We start from the raw sequence: 21,239 nt of genomic DNA on the forward strand, positions 1-21,239 counted from the left end.
CAGTCCGCAGGGGGGTGGGATGGTCATCGCTGACCGGTACGAGCTGGACCATCCCATTGGCAAAGGCGGTATGGGCGAGGTCTACGCAGGCCACGATCGCCAACTCGATCGCAAGATCGCGATCAAGTTCATCGGTCTCGCCCCTGGCATCCCTCTTGACGAGCTTGAACGGCGCTTCCTCCGCGAAGCGCGCATCATGGCGCGTCTCGACCATCCAGGAGCACCCGCCATCTACGATGCGGGGGCGTACGACGATCCCGTTACCGGTCATCGCCGCCTTTTTCAGGTCATGCAGTTCGTCCGAGGAAGTTCGGTCTCCGACCTCATCGCAGAGATCGGACCGCTTCCGATCGGGTGGGCGGCGTGTATCGCGGCTCAGGTATGCGCGGTCCTGGACGCGGCGCACGAGCTTTCGATCCTGCATCGTGACCTCAAGCCCGGCAACCTCATGATTTGCAAGGACGGCAGCGTCAAAGTCCTCGATTTCGGCCTGGCCGTGCTCGACGATCCGCAATTCTCCCGTTACACCAGAACCGGCCAGATCGTCGGCACCCCACCGTACATGTCTCCGGAGCAAGTGCAGTCGTGGCCGCTCAGCCCGCGCAGCGACCTGTACGCGCTTGGTTGCGTGCTGTACGAGATGTTGACAGGGGCGAGGGTCTTCCCCGGACCGTCTGAATATCAGACGCTTCACCAACAAGTGAATGACGAGCCCCGGCCCGTGGCCCTATTACGCCGGGATGTTCCGTCTCCGCTGAACGACCTTGTGCTGGCGCTGTTGGCGAAGATGCCGGAGGACCGGCCGCCGGACGCCGGTACAGTCTTCGCGGAGCTCTCGCACTTTGCAGCGGGAGCCGTGCCGTTACCCGGGTTTGTCGGCGCGCATCCTACAAACTCGCCCTTACAGAGGTATGCGCGTGCCCTCGCCACTGTTTCTGCGAACGAACCGAGTACAGGGCCGGAAGAGCCTTTTGACGCGATCAGACCTATCAGCGTCAGCGAGCTCAAGGCGATCAGGAACCAGGCCACGTCTCTCGCTGTCGAGTCCCGCTACACCCGGGCCGTTGAGATCTTGACCGAGGCGGTCGGGCCGGCTGAGCGGCTGCTGGGCGCGGAGAGCGCCGATGTCCTCAGCCTCCGGCTCGAACTGGCAGACCTTCTCTTCGAGGGTGGCGACTACAGAAGAGCGGCCTGCGAATACCGTCATCTCGGCGAGATCTACCGGCGACTTGAAGGTACCGGTGGCGCCCCCCTGTACCACTGCCGCCTCCGTGAAGCCAACTGTCGCGCAATGGGTGGGGAGACCGGTGTTGCCCTCAAGCAGTTGACAGCTCTGTTCGAAGAGCAGCGAGGTCTTCACAGGGACACAGACTCGCAGCAGGTGGAGCTACGCAAACAGATCGGCCTGCTCCAGTTGAGCGCCGGCGATTCCGAAGCTGCGGAGCAGACACTGACCGCGTTACGGAGCGACATCGCGAGCGTGCACGGTTCCCATAACCCCAAGCTCTCCGAAGTAAGCCGCGTTATCGACCAGATTCGCAGCAAGGAGTCCTGAATGGCCCGGCTTGGCATTGACATCGACTGCCTGAAGGACGTTCTCCGGATGGAAGCGCCCGTCCGGGAACGGGTGGCCGAGGTGTTCGGCAAGTTCGAGGAGGCGCGGCACACCGGGCTCCATCTGGAGAAGGTGAACAACGCCCGGGATGACAGGCTGAGGACCATCAGGGTCGATCTTTCCTGGCGCGGTGTCGTTCTCGCGCCGGAGACGGGCGACAGCTACACGCTCTTGAAAGTACTGGGGCACGACGACGCCTATCGCTGGGCGCAACGGCACCGGGTCTCGGTGAACGCGGCCAACGGACGCATCGAGGTGCGCGATCTCGATGCCATCGAAGCGGCACTCCCCGAGGTGACCAACGAGGCGCAGCAGACGACGGACCGCCTCTTCGACCATGTCAGCGACGGGGATCTTGAACGGCTCGGCATTGATGAGCAGACCCGGGCATTCGCTCGGGAACTGACCCGGGTGGAACAACTGGAGCGCGCGAGGGCCTTCCTGCCAGCCACGCAATGGGATGCGCTCTACGGCCTCGCTGCTGGAATGACCCCGGAGGAAGTATGGGCGGACATCGGCGGTGATGTGGAGAGCACCTCGTACGATACTCAAGACGTCGACGCCGCCGTCGCCCGGACTCCCGAGCGGGTGCTACTCGTGGATGGTCCCGCCGAGTTGATGCACGTCTTCCGGCAGTCCTTCGCTCTGTGGCGGATCTACCTGCACCCCTTGCAGTACCAAGCTGCCCACTCTTCCTTCCGCGGTCCGGCCCGCATCACGGGTGGACCCGGTACAGGCAAAACGGTGGCGGCACTGCATCGCGCCAAGCATCTCGCGCTGCAGGACGACGGCCAGGTGCTGCTCACCACGTTCACCTCGGCACTGGCGTCCGCGCTCCGGCGCGACATGATGCTCCTGCTGGAGACGCCGGAGGTAGCTCACCGGGTTGCCGTGCACAACGTGGATCAGGTCGCTCATCGAGTATTCACCGAGAGACACGGTCGGCCGGCGATCCTCGACAAAGCTGACGAATTCGCAATCTGGAAGCGTCTCGCCAAGCGCCGCAGCGCGTCTTTCGGCGAGCAGTTCCTGTACGACGAGTGGCGCCAGGTCGTGCTCGCCCAACAGATCACGAGCGCTGGAGCCTACCTGTCAGCCAAGCGCGCCGGTCGAGGACGCAAACTGGCACCCCAGCAGCGCGTGCAGCTTTGGGAGATCATTTGGGACTTCCAGCAGGAACTGCAGCTCGCGGACAGGTGGACCCACGAGATGGTCTGCGTCGAGGCGACTCGTATTCTCAACGAGCTGCCCGAGAAGCCGTATCGCCACGTGATCGTCGATGAGGCGCAGGACTTCAGCCCTATGCAGTGGCGTTTCATCCGGGCGGCCGTTGCCGAATCGCCCGACGACATCTTCATCGCAGGCGACACCCATCAGAGGATCTACAACTATCGGCCTTCTCTGCGCGAGGTGGGCATCAATATCGGTGGACGCTCCACGCGCCTCACACTGAATTATCGAACGACGGCGGAGATCCTCGCGTGGAGCCTGTCGATGCTTCACGACGTTGCCATCGATGACATGAACGAGTCCCTGGAAAAGATCGCCGGCTGCCGTTCGTACGTGCACGGTGACCCCCCCACGCTTCGGCAGTTCCCGACGCCGTACGACGAGCGCGAGGCGCTCGTCGGCCAGATTCGAACGTGGCTTAGGGCCGGGGTGGAACCGGGTGAGATCGCAGTGGCGGCTCGATCCGACATTTTGGTCAGAGATGCCAAAGAACTCCTGCAGAGGCAGGGCGTCCCGGTGGGCAGCCTTGTCAAGCAGGGGACAGGCAACGTGGTGCACGTTGGGACGATGCACGGCATGAAAGGGCTCGAGTTCCGATGCGTTGTGGTCATCGGCGTGGGTGAAAACCAGCTGCCGGCGAGGAGCGCAGTTACTCCCGTAGAAGAGGACGAACTCGCCCACGCCCACGACATCCAGCGGGAGCGGTGTGTGCTGTTTGTCGCTTGCACGAGAGCGCGAGAACAGCTCTATGTGTCATGGCATGGCCAGCCGAGCCCGTTCATCTCGGTTTGAGCAAGCACCTTACGCATGGGCATTAGGTGTAGCCCCGCAAGTTCGGGCTCGCGAAGCACCGTGAAGCTGGCCCGGCGCTAATCACTCAATCGATGCCAGGGCCACTTCTGACGTGTCGACGCTGCGGACTGAGCGCCTACGAGAGACGAGCATGCGGCCGTGGCCGGACCGCTGTAGGGCCGGAACCCATGCGAGCACCTTTGTGAGACGGGCAGGCAGCTCTTGCCGCAGGCTCCGCTGCGAAGGTCGTACGGATCTTCTCCCTCCTCGGTCTTCGCTCCGGTGGTCGGCGCCTGTCTGGCCTGGTCACGCCTGAGGCGTCACCCCCTGTTCCGGCGGCTGACTATGCGCCGGCTTAGCCCGTCGCCGCAACCCGGGTTCTCGCCCGCGTTTCACCGCGGCCGCGGTGGGCGAGTGGCGGGATTTCAAGATCTTTTGCTGCGCAAAACATCTTGAAATCCCGCCACCACCCGGGTTGCAGCTCCGGTCACGCCGTCGCGACGTCCGCTCCTCGCCGGAACGGGGACGCCGCCGCAGGGCGGCTCCCCCCGGCCTCAGACACCAGGTCCCCAACCCGGGGGCCGCCGATGAGGGGGAGGACCCGTGCTCGACATCCACATCAGCCTGACCGGCAGGATCGCCTACGATCCGCGCTTTTTCGCCTCCGATCATGAGGCGCCGGCCATGTGGTCGGCGGTGCTGGAGGTCAACGGGCCGCCCACCCCGCGCCGCGACGGCTCGACCTACGTCCCCACCCGCCAGGTGGAGGTCGTCGTCTACGGGGTCGCCGCGATCCGCGCCCACGAGTCCTACCGCAAGGGCCACCTGGTTATGGCCTGGGGCTGTGACCTGATGCCCCGCACCTACGAGACCAAGAACCGCGAGGGCAAGCCGGTCGTGCGGGCGGCGGTCAAGGTGATCGCCACCGATCTGGGGCTGGCCACCCGCTACAACCCGGTGCGCGAGGAACAGGCCGCCTGGCCGGTCGCGGCCGCGCCCCGCCGTCTGGCCCAGGGCGCCTCCGCGGCCGTGGACGGGCCCGCAACCCCGCTGGCCGCCTGATCCGACCTGTTGCGGGCGGCCTTGGATCGGGCCGCCCGCACCCCCGTCATCAGCACGGATGCCATCGCGCCGCGGCGTGCCGAGACGGCACGCCATCGGCCCTCCCCTCTTATTCCTGTCCGCTACACCAACAAGGAGCTCGTATGCCTGAAACAGCCGACTGGGAGAACGGTCTGCGCGAGACCGAGCAGGTCCGCCTGGCACACATCCCCTTGGAGTTGCTCGATCACCATCCCGGGAACGTCCGGGCCGACTACGCACTGACTGACGCGTTCTGCCGATCGCTGGCAGCCGAGCAGCAGGTCGCCGTGCACGTCGTTCCGATCCCCGATGACCACCCGCGAGGGGAGGGGGAGGGCTATCGGTTCTGGGTGACCAAGGGCAACCGGCGCCTGGCCGCCGCCCGCCACCAGCAGCTGCCCGACCTGCTGTGCCTAATTGATCTGGCCAAGGCCGGCGACCGTGCCGGCCAGTTCATCGACATGGTGGTCGAGAACGACGACGAGTTCCGGCGTGGGCTGACCGCGTTCGAGCAGGCCCAGGCGCTGTTCGCGGCAAATGAGGCTGGGGCCAGCCGTACCCGCATCCGCAAGCTCACCGGTCGCACCCGCGAAGAGGTCGCGGGGGCCATCACCGTGGGACGGCTGTCGGCGACGACTCGTCGGGCCGTCCAGCAGATGAACTACGACTGGACGCTGGAGGACCTGGCGCTGCTGGCTGAGTTCGACGGCGACGAAGACGCGCTGGCGGAGATCCACCAGAGGGTCGGCTGGGGACACAAGGTCCGCTACGCGGTCGAGTACATACGCACCGAGCGGGCTGAGGCTGCCGAGCGCGCCCGGGTGCGCGCCGAGCTGGAACAGGCCGGAATCCGCGTGAGCGACGACATCCCGTCCGGGGCGCTCACCCTCATCCGCTTGGCCGATATCGTAGAGGGCTTCGACCCCGACACGCACACCACCTGCGAGGGGCACGGGGTGTTCCTGCGCAGCCGGGGCACGCCCACGCCGCTGGCCTACTGCACCAGCCCGGAACGGCACGGCTACGCGCCGCCGGAAGCACCGGAAGCGCCGGGCGCTTGCGCCGTCGGATCGGCCGCGCCGGCCAAGGGTAACGAGCTCGAGCGGAAGCTGGTCATCGAGGGCAACCGGGCATGGAAGGCCAGCGCGACCGTGCGGCAAGAGTGGGTGGCCGCCCTGCTGGCCCGCGCCACCGCACCCAAACCGGTGCTGGCCTGGGTCGCCCGGCAGATGGTGGAGATGCCCGCCCCGTTGCGGGACAAACTCACCGGCGCTCGGCACACCACCGTGTGGGCGAAGCTGGCCGGAACCATCGATACGGCGAGCACCGCCATGGTCCGGCCGGGGCGGCTGCCGCTGCTGGCCCTGGCACCGATCGCCGTGGCGTATGAGCATCAGATGACCGTCCCGGACTCGGCCCGCTACATCTGGCGGCACGACCGGACCGGCGCGGTCAGCCGCCCGGACGCACGCGCCTACCTGTCCCTGCTCGTGGAGCTCGGCTATCAGCCGACACCGATCGAGCAGGCGGTCATCGACGGCCTTGCGTACCGCGGTGACGCCCCCGCCGAGGAGCTCGAGCCCGAGCAGGCGCCCGACGCCGGCGAACCGCCGCAGCAGCCCGGCGCGGAGGAGACGAGCACCGCCGTGCCGCAGGACGCCGACGCCTGCGCAGACCCGCGGACCGATCCCGACGCCGGCGACGGCGCCCCGTACCCGGCGGCCGCCTGACCCGCTCGCCCCACCACATCACCGCACCTGAACCCGATAGGCCCGGCCACCAGGCCGGGCCTTGTTCATCTCGCATGGAAGGAACCGCTGATGAGCACCGTCGCTCCTGTTCCGCTGACCGCCCGCAACGCCGGCCTGGCCGAACTGCACGCGCTGCTGCGCGACCAGCACGCCCGCAAGGTCGACGTCCCGGTCACCGCCGCGCAGATCCGCGCGGCCGGCACGCACCTGCAGCTGATCGACACCCCGCCCGTGCTGTCGGAGGCCGGGGTGAGCGACAGCACGGGCCTCTATCTGCCGACCGAGATCTGCGACCAGGGCCTGGCCGACAAGCTCGGCATCCCCCTGCCGTATCTTCGGCGCCTGCGCGCCCACCAGCCCGCCCTGTACGAGGCCAACATCAACACCTGGCTGCGCTCCGACGACCGCCGTTTCCTGCTGCGCGGCGTGCGCGGCACCGGTGACGCCCCCGGGGTCGCGCGGGCGTTCCTGTCCGACCGCTACAAAATCATCGACAACCTGGACGTGCTCATGGCCGCCCTGGACGGCGTACGGCTGGCCGGGGTCGACATCGACATCGATGGGTGCGACCTGACCGAGCGCAGGATGTACGTGCGGGTGGTGTGCGAGCAGGTCGCCGCCCTGGCCCCCGAGCTGCTGAAGAACTACCGCAGCCCGTTCACCGGCGCCGCCGGCGCCGACAACCCGCTGGTATTCGCCGGATTCGTGATCAGCAACAGCGAGACCGGCTGCGGCGCGTTCACCATCACCCCGCGCCTGCTGGTGCAGGTCTGCCGCAACGGCATGACCATCACCGCCGACGCCCACCGCCACGTCCACCTCGGCGGCCGCCTCGACGACGGCGGCAGCGCGGTCCGGTGGAGCAGCGACACCCAGGACAAGAACCTTCAGCTGATCACCGCCCAGACCCGCGACGCCATCACCACCTTCCTCGACACCGACTACCTCACCACCAAAATCCGCGAACTTACCGCCACAGCGGGTACTGAGATCGCCGACCCCGACAAGACCATCCAGGCGATCACCAGCAAGCTGCGCTTCACCGACGACCAGCAGCGCGAGATCCTGCGCCACTTCATCCGCGGCGGCGACCTCACCGCTGGCGGGGTGATGCACGCCGTCACCAGCGTCGCCCAGACCATCGACGACGCCGACACCGCCCACGAGATGGAGGCCCAGGCACTGCGCGCTCTGCACCTGGCCGCCGCTGGCGCCTGACCACTGCCCGCCTCTGCGGCAAGGGTGCCGTTGCGCTCCTGGCGAGCGGGGACCCGTCGCATCCTCAAGCGGAGGCGGGCCATATCGACGAGGTCGTCTGCAGCCGGGGGACGGGTCGGCGGCGGACCGCGACGGACCGTGTGTCGAGGAGTCATGTCCTGCCGCGTCCCCTGCTGTACCGGGTTCGGCCGTGCCCGGTGTTCTGGTCGGTCAGTGTCGCAGGCGCGGTCGTTCACGCAACCGGGCTTTCGCTTCGCTCACCCCGCGTGGTCAAGATCTTTTGCTGTCGCAAAACATCTTGACCGCGCGGGCCGCCCGGTTGCCCTCCCTCCCTTTCCGCCTGCGAGTCCTCCCTCAACAGAACACGGCACGGACCCCGGCACGGGTCCCGGCGACAAGGAGCAGGACATGACCCTCACCCTCGACACCCCCCTCGGCCTGACCGACCTGAGCACCTGCGGCCGCTGCGGACAGACGACTCAGATCGAGCAGCTGTTCCGCTGCGCCGACCACAGCTGGATCTGCCAGGACTGCATCACCGAGGCCATCGAGACCCAGCGCCTGGCGACCGTCGCCGGCCGGAAGGTGTAGGGCACGGCACCGGCGCGGGGGCACACGCCCCCGCGCCTCACGCATCCAACCCCACGAACGGAGGACACCCGATGGCCAACGAGACGACCATCACCATCGTCGGTACCTGGTCGGCGACTCACAGTTCCACTTCAACCGCGCGCTCCCGTGCGTTTGCGATTGCCGAAGGGGTTGTGCAGTGAACTGACGGGGGCTTCCACTCGCAAGGCCACCTAGAACCTCCGGGTCGGGGAATTGCCGAGCACTCGGTCACCCGTGGAGATCGGACAGTGGCGGTCCCGCTGTCTCGACTGGGCCGTCCGTGCCTTGACCGCATGCCCGGCTGTGACTGCTGTTCCATCCCAACTGCTGCAAGGAGAGCATGATCATGTCTGTTGGAGAGACCCGCATCACCGTGATCGGCAACCTCACCGCCGACCCCCGTCTGTTCTTCAGTCGGCAGGGCGTCGCGGTGGTGAACTTCACCGTCGCGGCGTCGCGCCGGACGTATGACAAGGCCGCGGACCGGTGGGTCGATAGCGACACGTTGTTCCTGCGGTGTTCGGCGTTTCGGCAGCTGGCCGAGAACATCGCCGAGTCGCTGACCAAGGGGGCGCGTGTGGTGGTCACCGGGCGGCTGCGGCAGCACGGGTACGAAGACAAGGAAGGCATCTGGCGCACGGCCTTCGAGGTCGATGTCGAGGATGTCGGCCCGTCGCTGAGGTGGGCCACCGCCCAGGTCACCAAGGCTCCAGGTGATGGTGATCAGATGGAGAGCGTAGCCCGTTCAGCGACCGATCCGTGGGCATTCGCGGCTGCTTCGTCCTCGCCCGTCCTGTCAGGTTCGGCTCCTGTGGCACCGGTTGGCGGTGTTCCGGGCATCCCTTCTGATCTCACGACGTGAAATTTCTGCGGGGGATGCATGTCTTATGCCGGCTCGTCGGGGGAGCCGTCGCCGAGGTCGGCGACGAGCGCGGTGTAGCGTTCGGCGCCCCCCAGGCTGCCGACGTGCGTTTGCAGCACCCTTGGCCGTCGGCCGACGCCTGAGGTCTGCTACACATACGCATCGGACGCGTACGTCGGCTGGTTCCGCCCAGCCGCATGACCACAAACCCCGACCTGTTCACATTACCGGGGCAACTTCAGGTCGCGGCAAGCTAGGGTGGTTCAAGCCGAAAGATCGATTTCGGTCCGCCCGACGGGACCCCAGGAGAAGTGCAGGGTTGGGAGCGCCAGAGTCGAACGCGGGGGACGATTTCCACTTCTGGTGGTCCGGGACTCGTGTGCTGGAACTGATAGAGCCCGGCACAGATAAAGCACTCGTTGTCATCGAAGGTCTGAGCCGCGTCGATGACCCGGACGAAGGCTACGAGGCGGTGGATGTTGCCGAGTACTTCGGCGGAGACACTCTTAAGGATGCCTCTGCTGTACATCTCTCCCAGCTCAAGTACAGCACCAAGCATCCGGGCACGGCGTGGACCGTCAGCCGCTTGTGCAAGAAACGGACCAGACGCGCGGCCAACGGCAGTTCGTCCTCGACAAGGTCCGTGATCGCGGACCTCGCGGGCGTCTATGCGAAGCTGCTCGAAAGGCTCGATCGAAGCGAAATCCAACGCAAGGTACGCATCCGTCTCGTCAGCAACCAGCCTGGCGACCCGCTGGTGCAAGAGGCCGTCGCTGCAGTTGCCGACTGGGCGCGCTCACGGCGTTCCGGACAGGGGCGCGCCGCACTGCTCAAGGCCCTGACGGACCCGCAGCACGCCGACGTGGTCGAAAAGCTGTCCGATGCTGTCGGCCAGGTGCTCACCAGCGAGCAGGTATGTGACTTCCTGGCGATTCTCGACCTGTCGCAGACGGGCTCACTCGGCCGGGCCGCACTGGCCCGCGGCGTCCGGGCTCGAACGGCGAGTCTCACACCGGGACGAGATGACGACTCAGCCCTGCGGTTGTTTGAACTGGTCCGCGGGGAAGCTCTGCCTGAGTCTCCGCGGCGAGGCATCCGTGCCGAGGATGTCCTGGCCGCGCTTGGCCTTGCCGATCCGCTGGATCTGTATCCGGCGCCCGCCCGGCTGGCTCCGTTGGGTGATCCGCTGCCGGCACCGGGCGCACGCGCGATCGCGGAGACGCTGCTCGCGCATCCGGGCGCGACCATCGTGGCGCACGGTCCGGCGGGCGCGGGGAAGACGACCGCAATCCGGCAACTCGGTGACCACCTGCCATCAGGGTCGGTGGTTACCCTGTTCGACTGTTACGGCGGCGGTGAGTACCTCAGTTCCGGCGAGGAGCGCCACACACCGCAACGCTTTATCACACAGACGATCAACGACTTGGCCCGGCAGTGCGGGAGCCCATTCCTCATCCGCCCGCCGGCGGCCGACGAGGAGCTGTGGCGTCGGCTACGCCGCGCGCTGGAAGACGCTGTCAAAGCACTCGACCCGGGTGCTGTCCTCGTCCTGGCGGTGGACGCGGCGGACAACGCGGCTTTCGCAGCCCACAAGAGGGGCGACCTCGGATTCCTAGCCGGGCTTGTGGGGCTGCCGCTGCCGTCGCGCGTCACGGTTGTGCTCACCGCACGAAGCCACCGGGTGAAGTCATTGGATGCGTCCGGCGCACCTCAGGTGGAACTGGAGCCATTCGACCAGACGACATCGACTGCGCACCTGCGGCGTTATCGGCCAGACGCCTCACTTGAGGACGCGGCCGCGTTTCATCAACGGACGGACGGGAACCCCCGGGCCCAGTACTACGCGCTGGACCGTGCCGAGACGAACAAGTGGGAGATGCCAGCCCTGCTGAAGGCCTGTGCCCGCACCCCCGAGCCCCTGTTTCAGGGGCTGCTTGAGTCGGCGCTGCAGGTGAGCGGTGCCGACGCGGGTGGGCGGCGGTGGCTCGGGACCATGCTCGCGCTCAGCCGCCCGATAAGCATCACCACTCTGGCTGCCGCGCTCAGCGTGAATCCGACGGCTGTCGTCGCGTTCGCATGCGGGCTTGCTCCCGGTGTCACCTTGGTGGATGGGGCAATCCAGTTCCGCGACGAGGACTTCGAGACGTACGTGCGGGACCGCGTCGACTCGGCGGATGTGATCGCGGCACACGATCGGCTCGCGGAGATGTTCCTGACCACCCGGATCAGCGACGCGGACGCGGCAGCGCATGTCGCCGATCACCTCTTTGAGGCGGGCCGGCTGGACGACGTGCTGACACTTGTGCTTAGTGAGGACTGGCCGGAGGCGATCCCTGATGGGTTTCGGCGCGCCCAGGTGCAGGGCCGACGGCTCGACCTGGCCGCACACGCCGCCGCAACGACCGGCAGTGCCGCGGCCGCGGTTCGTGTGGCAGTCCGTGGATGCGACACCGCGTCCCGGCTCGACACACTGTCGTCCCTGGTCAAGTCCCACTTCGACCTGGTCGTACGGCACACCGACATTGACATCCTGCGCCAGCATGCACGGCGTCCGACCTCCGACGATGAGTGGCACGCGCCCACGCAGATGCGGGTGGCTGCGGTGTTGGCCCGTGACCCGGCCCGGCATGCGGATGCGCGTGCGGAACTGGATCGCGCCGATGCGTGGCTCCGCCGACGGAAGGCCGAGGGAGCGGAGAAAACCCACGGCTGGAGCCTGCATGCGCACGACGTGGCGTCCGCTGCCGAAGCCCGATACAGGCTTGACGGGATGGAAGCGGCCGTTCGTGAACTATTGAGGTGGAAGTCCGCGAGGTCTGCGCCCGACATGGCGGCGCCACTGGCGCCACCATCGAGGTGGAAGGCCGCGAAGCCCATGCCCGATATAGCGGCGGCACTGGCCGCAGAGATCGCCGCCGAGGTCGGGCCAGGACCGGTCCGGGACGCCCTGCGTGCGCAGAATGTCCCAGCCGCGCTACAGGCACCTTTCCTGGCATATGCCGCCGAGCCCGCTATTGCACCCGACCGCGACTGGCTCGACGAGGTGATCGCCGCAGTTCTCGCCGAAGATCCGGGGAACGCGAAACCCTGGCATCTTCGACTGATCGCCGTCGCCGCGCGACACGGCGACCGGCAGGCGGCTGCAGCGCTTGCCGAGCACTGGGCCCGCCCGCTGCCTCCTCACCGCTGGGCTTTCAACAACGGCAATGAGGCTGGTGTCACCACCCTCCGCTGCCACGCGGTCGCCGCCGTACTTGGCGGAACCGAGATCACCGTCGACGACCTGGTTCCACCGTCGCTGCAGCCGGAAGATAAGGACATCAGGAAGCAGACGTTTGACGATTCCCGCGCTCATGACCGGCGTGAGTGGGCCGAGATGGTGCAACCCCTGCTACCGGCAGCCCTGCTTGCCACCCGCTGTGCCATTGGTGAGGCGGACCGCGATGAGGTCACCGCGTTCGTTGTCGCCGGACTCGCCGAACGTACCGAGAAGGCCGGGCATCGTTGGTTCACCTTCGACACCTCCTACCGTGCATGGGCGGCGCTCGCCGCCGACGCGATCGTCGATGCTGCCGCTGACCTCAGTCTGATCGGCCGGTTGGCCAACGCGGCCCCTGCGCTGCTGGGGAGCGCCGCGCCCGCACTGTGGCTGGACCTGGCGGCTCGCGTCGCCTTTCCAGGCGGACATACCGGTCTGGCCATCGACCTGTGCGGGCGGGCTGTGGAGCATGTGCAGGCGGGCACGTACCCGGCGGCGGAGCGACTGGAGTTGCTTGCCGACGCCGCCGACATCGCCGACGAGTTCGCGCCCGAGCTGGGCAGACAGCTGTTCCATCAGGCGGTCGATGCGGCGACCGGAATCAACGATGATGCCGCCCGCCTGCTGTCGGTGTACGCCGACCTCGCCGACCGTGCCGTGATCAGTGCCGCCGATCGGCCGGCAGTCGCTGCCCGGCTCGTCCGTGCGGCGGAGACCGTCGCGTTGTATGTCTCCGATGGTGGGGTCGTCCCGTACGAGATCGTCGCCGGGGCCGCGGGTCGCATCAGCGCCGGGGTCGCGCTGGCGGTCGTGAGCCGGTGGGACGACGAGGGACGAATCCGGCTGTCCGAGACGCTGCCTCGGGCCCTGGTCGGGGCCGTTAAGGGAGGCGGAGTCCCGGGTGCCCAGGCACTGGGGCTCGCCCACCTTGTCGAGGACGACAACGCCCGCCTGGAGTATCGCCTGGCCATCATCGACGAGCTGAGGAAAGACGCGTCAGGTATCGCCGGCGCCCGGGTCGAGCTGAAGCACACCGTTGACTGGATCCGCCGTGACGTGCCCGCCCGTGCCCAGCCCGCCTTGGCCATGCAGCTCCTTGATTGGGCGGCAGAGCGCGGTCTCGACGGGCCCATCAGGTCCGGCCTGGAGCCGGTCGCACGGCTGGGCCTCGACGGCTCTGACACGGACGAGCGATGGCCTGGCCTGGACCTATCGGCGAACGAACGGCCCTCGGAGGTCAATCCGTCCGGCTCCAGCATGACCAAACTCGCCGATGATGTCGCGGAGCTCGCCAAAGCGGGCGTGTACGGCGAGCGGATGCGTGACTTCATCACCAGAGTGGCGTTGTCCGTCAGTCCCCAGGACCGGGTGGCGATGCTCGCGGCGGTGGCTGGCCTCTGCCACCTGGCCAACGTCCAGACCATTCTCCCGGTGCTGGCTCACTGCCTCACGCAATGGCGTCGCTGGCCCGGCGTCAAGGAGTGGGCCGACACCGCGCTCCCGGCGCTGCTGACCGGGCATCTGCGGGACCTCGCCTGGTGGCAGAAAACAGACGCGCTGCTCGAGCAGCTCCGTATGTTCGCCGATGACGACGCCATTCGGCGCGCTGTCCTCACCGCACTTCCTGGTGCACGGCCTCACCTGACCCCGTTCGGCTGGCAGAACATCGCTGCGCTCCTTGGCCGACTGTGTGATCGTGACGGTGCCGCCGAAGCCGTGATCGCCCTGCTCGACGACCGCCTCCCCACCGCCGGAGACGATGAAGCCGCTGCGGCAACTCCCCCAGCCGATCCGGTAACCCTTCTGCTGTGGAGCGCATTCGGTCATCCACGCCGGGCGATCCGCTGGCGTGCCGCTCACGCCGTGCGTGACCTCCTAACGCACGCCGCACCTGCCGATGCCCGCCAGTTCGCGGGCAAGCTCGTCGCCTGTCTGGACCGCACCGACGCCGGGCCGTTCCGAGATTCGACGCTGCTCTTTTACCGCATGTCAGCCGCTGCCGGACTACTGGTCGCCCTGCAGCGCGTCGCCGCTGAACGCCCCAGCGTGCTCACCGCCCACCTGTCCGACTTGATCCAGCATGCGACCAGCCGCGAGTTCCCGCACGTCCAAATCCGCGAACTCGCCCGTCAGACCGCACTGGCGCTCGCCGACCCCCCCGGCCCTGACAGCGACCTGCTCCGGGCAGCGAACCAGCCTGCCACCCCCATCCAACGCACCAACGGCAACAGAAGCGAGAACCGCTGGCTGCCCAACGGGCGCCGCTACCGGTTCGATGACATCGACACCATCCCCTACTGGTACACGCCGCTCGCTCACGCGTTCAACCGGCCGATCCAGGAGATTGCCGACCGTGCTGAGCGCTGGATTCTCGATAAGTGGGGGCTGACCGAAGACGACTGGTGGCGCGACGACCGCGAACTACGCGACCAGAATTCCTACCGGCGGATGTCGCATCGCCACGGATCGATTCCTCCCGAGGAGAACCTGCGCCTGTACCTGGAGTACCACGCCATGATGGTCGTCGCGGGTGAACTCCTTGATGCTGGCCTGCCGATCCACATCCCTCCGTACGACGACGCGGAAGATCCGTGGTGGGATTGGCTAGTCCCGCACCTTCCCAGCAGCGTCAACACCTGGGTTTCCGATCTCCGCCACCCGGTGCCGGCCGAACCCGGCCTGTTCGGTCGCCTGCCGCCGCTCGATGACTGGGACACCCCCGCGGACAAGGACTACGATGACGCGCTCGGCCTCGTCGACGGGCGTGTCCCCGACAGAATCGTCGTCGCCGGCCACACCACTGTGAACCGGTCCGGCGCCTACAGCAAGACTTCTATCTGGTCGGCGCTCGTCGCCCCCGAGTACGCCGCCGACCTTCAGCGGGCGCTCGCCGCAGCGTCCAATCCGACCGACTGGAAGCTCCCAGAAGAAGACGAGAGCGAATTCGAGGTCCACCACGGCCCGTTCGTCCTGCGCGGCTGGCTCGCCGGCCCCCGCAGCGACCGCGACCGGCTGGACGAGCACGACCCGTACGCCTACGACCTGCACGCGGAGTGTCCTCTGCCCGGTCGCTTATTCCGTCAGACGACCGGCGCAGCCCCGGACCTTAAGGGGACCGCCCTTCGCCTTGGCGACGGCGCGGAGATCGCACGCACCATCCAATGGGCCGATCGCAGGACCGACGACACCAACGCCGACACCTCCTCCGGCTACCGCCTCCATGTCGCGACAGAGCCGCTGCTGCGATTCCTCTCCAAGACCGGCATGACCCTCATCGTGGAGGTCCAAATTGGACGACACCGTCGTTCCGCTACAGTCGGCGACTACCGATTCCCCCGAAGCCGCGTCTACCTCATCACCCCTGAAGGCCACATCACTGGCAGATGAGGACCCCGTCGTCCGCTTTGGCGAGCAAATCCTCGAAGACCTCGGCGAAGCTCGAACGAACAACACTCTCACCCGATGGCTCGCCCACCACACCGCTGGACTCATCCACGCCGCCGAACAGGCCAAAGCGGCCGGGGAACCGGACGCCGCCGCCCGGGCCGCCGACGCTCGCACGGGAATCCTCCAACTTTGGGACCATCGCTCGTCCTGGCCTTCGGGATGGCCCCCGCCTCGCGCCGCGAGGCTCGTCGAACTCCTGAATGGCGTCTCCGACCTCGACGGTCCCCTCTGGCAGCGAGGCACCGTTCTCGACCAACTCCAGGACCTTCACCACCGCATCCTGGCGGCGCTCGTCGACCTCGTCATCGTTGGCGAGGAGAACCTCGAGGAGAGTTGGCTCGCCGCGTTCGGCGAAATGCTCACCCCGGACGAGGTCGCCATGCTGACCCGCGCCGCGACGGCTGAACGGCGCCTCGACCGTCTTCACGCGTGGATGAGGCAACAGGCCCGCCAACCTGTTATCGCCACTGGGGAGACGACCGACGCTGGGGGTGCCGGCCCGGACGATGCCGAACCTGCCCCACTTCACCCGCTCGCCGTTCTTGCCGACGACTACCGTCAAACCATCTTGGATCTCATTTCTGGTGTCGGCAAGAACAACAAACACGTGGAGGCCGACAGTGAACCGCACGGGACGGCGTCGAACGACTCTCCCAAGGCAGATGCCACAGTGCGGGAAACGACCGATTGAGCGGCGCGGAGCCAGTTGAGGCGGAACGCTGATGGGCGTAGAGAGATCGACGGTTCGGACTCGCTGGCAACGAAGAGAGTTCCCATGGACATCTGTCTAATCCACAGACGACGCGAACCGTGACGGCAGCGCCCATGCCGAGACACTCCAGGTCGGTGACTATCAAGGGTCATGGCGGCCATGCCTGACCCGGCAGCTCTGCTACTGCAGTTACTGCTACAGGATCGCGCCGCTGGACCCGGCCAGGGCGTACATGGAGGCCGAGGGCGTGAAGGAGAGCGTGTCGTCCCGGCGCGCCGGGAGGCTGCCCCGGTTCTCCACGAAGACGGTCCGGTTCACCCAGAAGTTGTTGGTCAGCTCCGGGAGGTATCCGCCGACCGTGAGGAACTGCGGCAGCTCCCGACCCGGCGAGCGTGGGGATCTGGGCGAAGAGCCAGATGAAGCGGTCGTCCTGCGCCACCGGAACCGACTGCTCAAGCTGCGCCCACCGCACCCGGATTTGGTGTAGAGGGTCGGCTTGTCGGCGGTCTTGCCGAGCAGGGAGCCGGTGTTGCGGTCGTAGATGGCTGGCGGGATTCCCCGCCGAGCTGGCTGCCCTGGGCGGCGCCGTAGACTCCGATGCCGAGCGAGGTGAGCTGCTTGCCTGCGGGGAGGATGGCGGTCGCGCCGATGAGCGCGTAGTTGGCGTAGCCGGCGCTACCGTTGCTGTACTCGGGCAGGGCGTGGCGCAGGCGAAGCCGTACAGGTCCTCGCGGCGCAGCAGCTCCGGGGCAGGGTCGGGCTCGCCCACGCATCCGACGTTGATTGTGATCGGGACGTGCGGCGTTGCCGTCATGCAGTTCCCCGACGCCTGGTGCGGATCGCCATGGCGGGCGTGCCAGGCGGCGACGTTGTCTGCGACGCTCCCCGGGAATCGGCCGCCGCGGTGGACGAGCCGCGCCCAACGGACTGCGCTCGTCGCAGGTGCGGATCGCGCCGGACGCGCTCGGCCTTATCGGGGTAGGCGAGCCCGGTGCTCATGTCGAGCACGCCGGCCGCGTCGGCGTACGGCGTGACGCGCCAGGTGACGGACCGGACGTCGCGGGTGAGCGAGGCGTATGCGCAGACCATCGCGCGATCGAAATCTCGGAAACCTGCCGGCGACGCGGGCGGAGCACCGCGCCTGCGCCTGCGTCTGCCTCGGCCTCGGCCTCGGAGGTATGAGTAGTCGTTCGCTGATCAGAGCGCGCAGTGCCACGGCGGCTGCACGGCAGTCGACCGCGCTGTCATCAGTCAGCGGAGGGACAAATTTGCCAGGGCGTCCAGGAGAGGATGTGGAACGGTGACCAGTCGAGGCCCGATGTTCTATCGACGGCACATCCGCCGAATGGTGAAGGAGTACCAGGCATGGTCGAGCTCGGCTTCACCGGTCCCAGCCGACCAGCCAACGACCACCGGTTCTTATCGGTGACTGACGGGGACACCCCCAACATCGCGATGGCCGTGCGGATGGTGTCCATCGACACCCCTGAGACCCACTACGGCGGCGCCCCCGCGACCGCGCAGACGGCACTGGAGCGGGCCCGGACCCGGCTGCAGGACGGCACCTATGAGGCGCTGCCATCTGGTCTGCGGGATTACCTGATATCCCGGATCACCCCCGATGCGGCGCAGCGGCACCAGGCCGCAGGCCAGGCAGCTGCTGAGGCACACACCGCCATGGTCAACAGTCGGCTGACGCGGGAAGCTGGCAGCCAGCAGAAGATGGCGGTCATTGCCACAGGAGAATTCGTCGAGGCGAAGGGCCGTCTGCTGGCCTACACCGCGCCCTGGTACGCCGGCACCGCCAGCGACCCGCTCCCGCCCCGCGACGACCCCCGTCGGCGCACCTTCAACCTGGACATGGTCGCCCAGGGTTGGGCCGCCCTGTTTGTGATCTACCCGTCCATCCCGCCAACCAAGGATTTGAACCTGCTGCTTACCGAGGCCGACAAAGCCTGGACCGAGCAGCGCGGCGCCTGGGCGCAGGCCGGACCGGACCTGCTGCTCGGGTATGAGTACAGGGCCCTGATCAAACTCGGGACCCGCACCCTCACCTCCCCTGAGGAGGTGATCGGCGACGCCTACCAGCGCGTCTGCGTCGACCTTCGCACTTTGACCTCGGTTGGCGTTTACGGCTACTACCAGGTACCACCGCAGCATCGACTGTGGATATGGGAAAAGGACCTTACACAGGCGGCGAGGGACCTGCCGATCACCGTATGAGCGATGGCTGAGGATGAAAGCCTGGATCTTTCCGTGCCCTCAACCCGCGAACGGCGATCAGCCGCAGCAAGGCGACCGCACCTTCTCGGCCAGCTGGGGCGCAACCTCGATCAGACAGTTGCCGCCCGCGTCCCCGGACCAAGGCTGCGCGTGAACCCGATGGCGGCGGTCTCGCTATCGACGAGATCGGGCCCGAGTGCGGGCGAGGGCGTCGAGGGCGGTGTCGTCGGCGTCGGGGAGGGTGTGAAGGTACTTCTCCGTGGTGGAGATGCTGCCGTGGCCCAGGCGCTCCTTCACCACCTGAAGGTCGGCACCGCCGGCCAGCAGCCAGGAGGCGTGGGCGTGGCGGAGGTCGTGCATCTTGACCTTGAACTCCAGGCCTGAGGCTGCCAGGGCCGGTCGCCAGACCTGGTCACGGAACCAGCGACGGGGGATATGGCCGTCGGTGTCCCACCGGCGCGGCCGGCGCGGGTTGTCCTTGCCGGAGGACCGGCGCTCGGCGCGGTAAATGGCGTAGGCGTTCTTGCAGTGCGCGCAGCGGCACTTGCCCGCGGAGTACGCGCTGAGCGTGCCATGCCGATACCGCCGTCCGGCAGCGTTCGGCTCGGTCAGGCCCAGGTGCTCTGCCAGCTCCGGCTTGGGCGGCGGCGCTGATTCCTCGGGCTGATAGACAAACAGCAGGTCGTCGCGCTCGAGCTTGTTGTCCTCGATATAGGCCTTCAGCTTGCTGGCGATCTGGGCGCTGAGCTTGAAGCGGCGGTACTCCTTGTCCTTCGGGTACTCCTTGATCAGAAACCGCTTGCTCTCGGGATGATGCTTGGGATTGATCTCGACCACGGTGCGGCTTACGGTGACGATCCGGCTTAGCACGTCGAGGTCCTTGACCCGGAGCTCGGTCAGCTCGCCCCAGCGCATGCCGCTCTCGATGGCACTCTCGGCCAGGAGCCGGGCCTCCTCGGTGGGCAGCGCGAAGTAGAGCTTGTCGAACTCCTCAGGGGAGACGATGCGTAGCGGCTTCTTTGGCACGGTCGGCGTCTTCACCCCCTTACATGGATGGAGGGAGGTGACCTGGTCGTTCAGGGCTGTGGTGAAGATGCCGCTGAGGATCGACTTGTTGAGCCGGATGGTGGCGGGGGAGAGGCCGCGGTTCTGCTGATCCTTGACCCAGGCGCGCACGTCGCTGGGCAGAATCTCGATCATTCGCATCGGCCCGAACCAGTCCATGATGTGGGCGTAGATCGAGTAGGTGTACCCCTCGCGGGTCGTCGCCTCCATGACGTGATGGGGCAGCCACTCCACCTCGACATACCGTTGGAAGGTCTGGCGGCTGCGAGCGGTGGTTCCTACGCGTCCCTCGGCGACCTTGGCCTCGGCCGCCTGCCACGCCTTATCGGCCGCCTTCTTGCTCGTGAACGTGCCGGCCGAGTGCCGGTTTCCTCGGATGTCGCGGTAGATCGCGGTGTACCTGGTCTTGCCGTCCGCTCCGACCCTCTTGTAGGAGTGGCCCACGCATCCTCCCCTTGATCATCCGTTGCTCATTTGTTGCTGTACTCTGCGTCAGAGATCGAGATCTGGCGACAGAGTTCGGCAGCCGATCAAGCCGTCTGCCTGCAGTTTCTCGCATGCGACTCGATTGCACAAGGTGACGAATGAACGACGAAACGCGACTGGGGGTCAAGGGGTCGTGGGTTCGAATCCCGCCGTCCCGACAGAGTTTTAGCAGGTAAGGGCCTAGATCTCTTCAGTGAGACGGGCCCTTTTCTGTTGAGTGACTAACTGAGTGACTGTCATCGATGACGGGGAACCGGGTGTCAGTCGGCCTGGATCCCCGCCGAATCCGGGCTCCGCCGCCGCCTCGCCGGCACCCTGGCTGCCCACGGCCAGGGACGATGCTCTCGTATAAATGGGCGGCAGGTCGAAAAGCTTGATCACAGAGACAGCGATCTCTCGGCCCTCAGGTCATGCAGCAGCGTATGTCTCATCAGCCCTGTGACTGAGGTTGTCAGATCCGACGTCCGCCTTGGATGCTGCCTGCGCGGCGGGGCGCCGTCCCCGTGCCTGCGAGGACGGTCGGGATCCATTACGTGGGTGTTCAATTCGGAGGGGGGACACCCTCGATACGAAAATGCCCTTCGCGGCGTCCACCACACTCCTTCTCCCTGGTCGGGAGGGCTGAGCGGTGAGGGAGCCGAGCAATCACGCTGTTCGCCGCATCCAACGTACGATCGCGGGTGTCGCGCTACTGGCGCTGATCGCGGCCGTCGTTCAGGCACTTGCACGAACTCCGTCTGCGCCACGGTGAGGACCACCTAGGGCCTGTATCAAAGTCGATCAGAGCCATTCGTTGAGTGCGGCGACGAGGATCGTGGCTTCGTAGCGCACGGCGAGCTTGTCGTAGCGGGTGGCGACGGCCCGGTGGCGTTTGAGCCGGTTGA

At 67.0% G+C, this 21,239-nt stretch carries 13 protein-coding genes; 9 read left to right on the forward strand and 4 right to left on the reverse strand.

What is annotated here, in order from left to right; genetic code table 11:
- Window positions 1-19 precede the first annotated feature (19 nt).
- The 8 genes from F5972_RS11000 to F5972_RS11035 all read left to right on the forward strand — a co-directional run bounded on the left by F5972_RS11000 (window position 20) and on the right by F5972_RS11035 (window position 15,809).
- Window positions 20-1,555, forward strand: coding sequence for a serine/threonine-protein kinase (locus F5972_RS11000; RefSeq protein WP_150933338.1), 1,536 nt, complete (start codon window positions 20-22; stop codon window positions 1,553-1,555).
- On the forward strand, window positions 1,556-3,637 hold the full coding sequence (locus tag F5972_RS11005; RefSeq protein ID WP_150933339.1) for a UvrD-helicase domain-containing protein: 2,082 nt from the start codon (window positions 1,556-1,558) through the stop codon (window positions 3,635-3,637). It begins immediately after the preceding gene.
- Between the two features lie 603 nt (window positions 3,638-4,240).
- A complete protein-coding gene (locus F5972_RS11010) occupies window positions 4,241-4,699 on the forward strand; it encodes a single-stranded DNA-binding protein (protein WP_150933340.1) in 459 nt (152 codons plus the stop codon).
- A gap of 143 nt (window positions 4,700-4,842) precedes the next feature.
- On the forward strand, window positions 4,843-6,450 hold the full coding sequence (locus F5972_RS11015; protein WP_150933341.1) for a ParB/RepB/Spo0J family partition protein: 1,608 nt from the start codon (window positions 4,843-4,845) through the stop codon (window positions 6,448-6,450).
- A 90-nt stretch (window positions 6,451-6,540) separates the two neighbouring features.
- Window positions 6,541-7,689, forward strand: coding sequence for a DUF932 domain-containing protein (locus F5972_RS11020; RefSeq protein WP_150933342.1), 1,149 nt, complete (start codon window positions 6,541-6,543; stop codon window positions 7,687-7,689).
- A gap of 408 nt (window positions 7,690-8,097) precedes the next feature.
- Window positions 8,098-8,280 (forward strand): hypothetical protein, encoded by a 183-nt coding sequence (locus F5972_RS11025; RefSeq protein WP_150933343.1) that lies wholly within the window; start codon window positions 8,098-8,100, stop codon window positions 8,278-8,280.
- Window positions 8,281-8,641: 361 nt separating this feature from the next.
- The gene (gene ssb / locus F5972_RS11030; protein ID WP_225311340.1) at window positions 8,642-9,163 is read left to right on the forward strand and encodes a single-stranded DNA-binding protein; all 522 of its coding nucleotides are present in this window, start codon (window positions 8,642-8,644) and stop codon (window positions 9,161-9,163) included.
- A gap of 379 nt (window positions 9,164-9,542) precedes the next feature.
- Window positions 9,543-15,809 carry an ATP-binding protein gene (locus F5972_RS11035; RefSeq protein ID WP_150933344.1) on the forward strand — a complete coding sequence of 2,089 codons (6,267 nt, stop codon included), beginning with the start codon at window positions 9,543-9,545 and terminating at the stop codon, window positions 15,807-15,809.
- Here the strand turns inward: F5972_RS11035 and F5972_RS11040 are convergent.
- From F5972_RS11040 to F5972_RS38005, 3 genes are all read right to left on the reverse strand, one after another.
- Complete coding sequence (locus F5972_RS11040) at window positions 15,796-16,500, reverse strand: hypothetical protein (protein WP_150933345.1); 705 nt, start codon at window positions 16,498-16,500, stop codon at window positions 15,796-15,798. The genes F5972_RS11035 and F5972_RS11040 overlap by 14 nt on opposite strands.
- A gap of 276 nt (window positions 16,501-16,776) precedes the next feature.
- Window positions 16,777-17,037 carry a hypothetical protein gene (locus F5972_RS11045; protein ID WP_150933346.1) on the reverse strand — a complete coding sequence of 87 codons (261 nt, stop codon included), beginning with the start codon at window positions 17,035-17,037 and terminating at the stop codon, window positions 16,777-16,779.
- Window positions 17,038-17,391: 354 nt separating this feature from the next.
- Window positions 17,392-17,670, reverse strand: a complete 279-nt coding sequence (locus F5972_RS38005; protein ID WP_225311341.1) for a hypothetical protein — start codon at window positions 17,668-17,670, stop codon at window positions 17,392-17,394.
- 276 nt (window positions 17,671-17,946) lie between these two features.
- On the opposite strand from F5972_RS38005, the gene F5972_RS11055 reads away from it, so the two are divergent.
- A complete protein-coding gene (locus F5972_RS11055) occupies window positions 17,947-18,804 on the forward strand; it encodes a thermonuclease family protein (RefSeq protein ID WP_150933347.1) in 858 nt (285 codons plus the stop codon).
- Window positions 18,805-18,978: 174 nt separating this feature from the next.
- Here the strand turns inward: F5972_RS11055 and F5972_RS11060 are convergent, their stop codons facing one another.
- Window positions 18,979-20,313 carry a tyrosine-type recombinase/integrase gene (locus tag F5972_RS11060; RefSeq protein ID WP_150933348.1) on the reverse strand — a complete coding sequence of 445 codons (1,335 nt, stop codon included), beginning with the start codon at window positions 20,311-20,313 and terminating at the stop codon, window positions 18,979-18,981.
- Between the last annotated feature and the right edge of the window lie 926 nt (window positions 20,314-21,239).

This window comes from Microbispora cellulosiformans, assembly GCF_008728085.1.
GTDB classification, from domain to species: Bacteria; Actinomycetota; Actinomycetes; order Streptosporangiales; family Streptosporangiaceae; genus Microbispora; species Microbispora amethystogenes.

Coding starts and splice junctions, on each gene's coding strand:
- F5972_RS11020 (WP_150933342.1), top strand. CDS start 6,541: ATGAGCACCGTCGCTCCTGTTCCGCTGACCGCCCGCAACGCCGGCCTG.
- ssb (WP_225311340.1), top strand. CDS start 8,642: ATGATCATGTCTGTTGGAGAGACCCGCATCACCGTGATCGGCAACCTC.
- F5972_RS11015 (WP_150933341.1), top strand. CDS start 4,843: ATGCCTGAAACAGCCGACTGGGAGAACGGTCTGCGCGAGACCGAGCAG.
- F5972_RS11025 (WP_150933343.1), top strand. CDS start 8,098: ATGACCCTCACCCTCGACACCCCCCTCGGCCTGACCGACCTGAGCACC.
- F5972_RS38005 (WP_225311341.1), bottom strand. CDS start 17,670: ATGGTCTGCGCATACGCCTCGCTCACCCGCGACGTCCGGTCCGTCACC.
- F5972_RS11055 (WP_150933347.1), top strand. CDS start 17,947: ATGGTCGAGCTCGGCTTCACCGGTCCCAGCCGACCAGCCAACGACCAC.
- F5972_RS11000 (WP_150933338.1), top strand. CDS start 20: ATGGTCATCGCTGACCGGTACGAGCTGGACCATCCCATTGGCAAAGGC.
- F5972_RS11005 (WP_150933339.1), top strand. CDS start 1,556: ATGGCCCGGCTTGGCATTGACATCGACTGCCTGAAGGACGTTCTCCGG.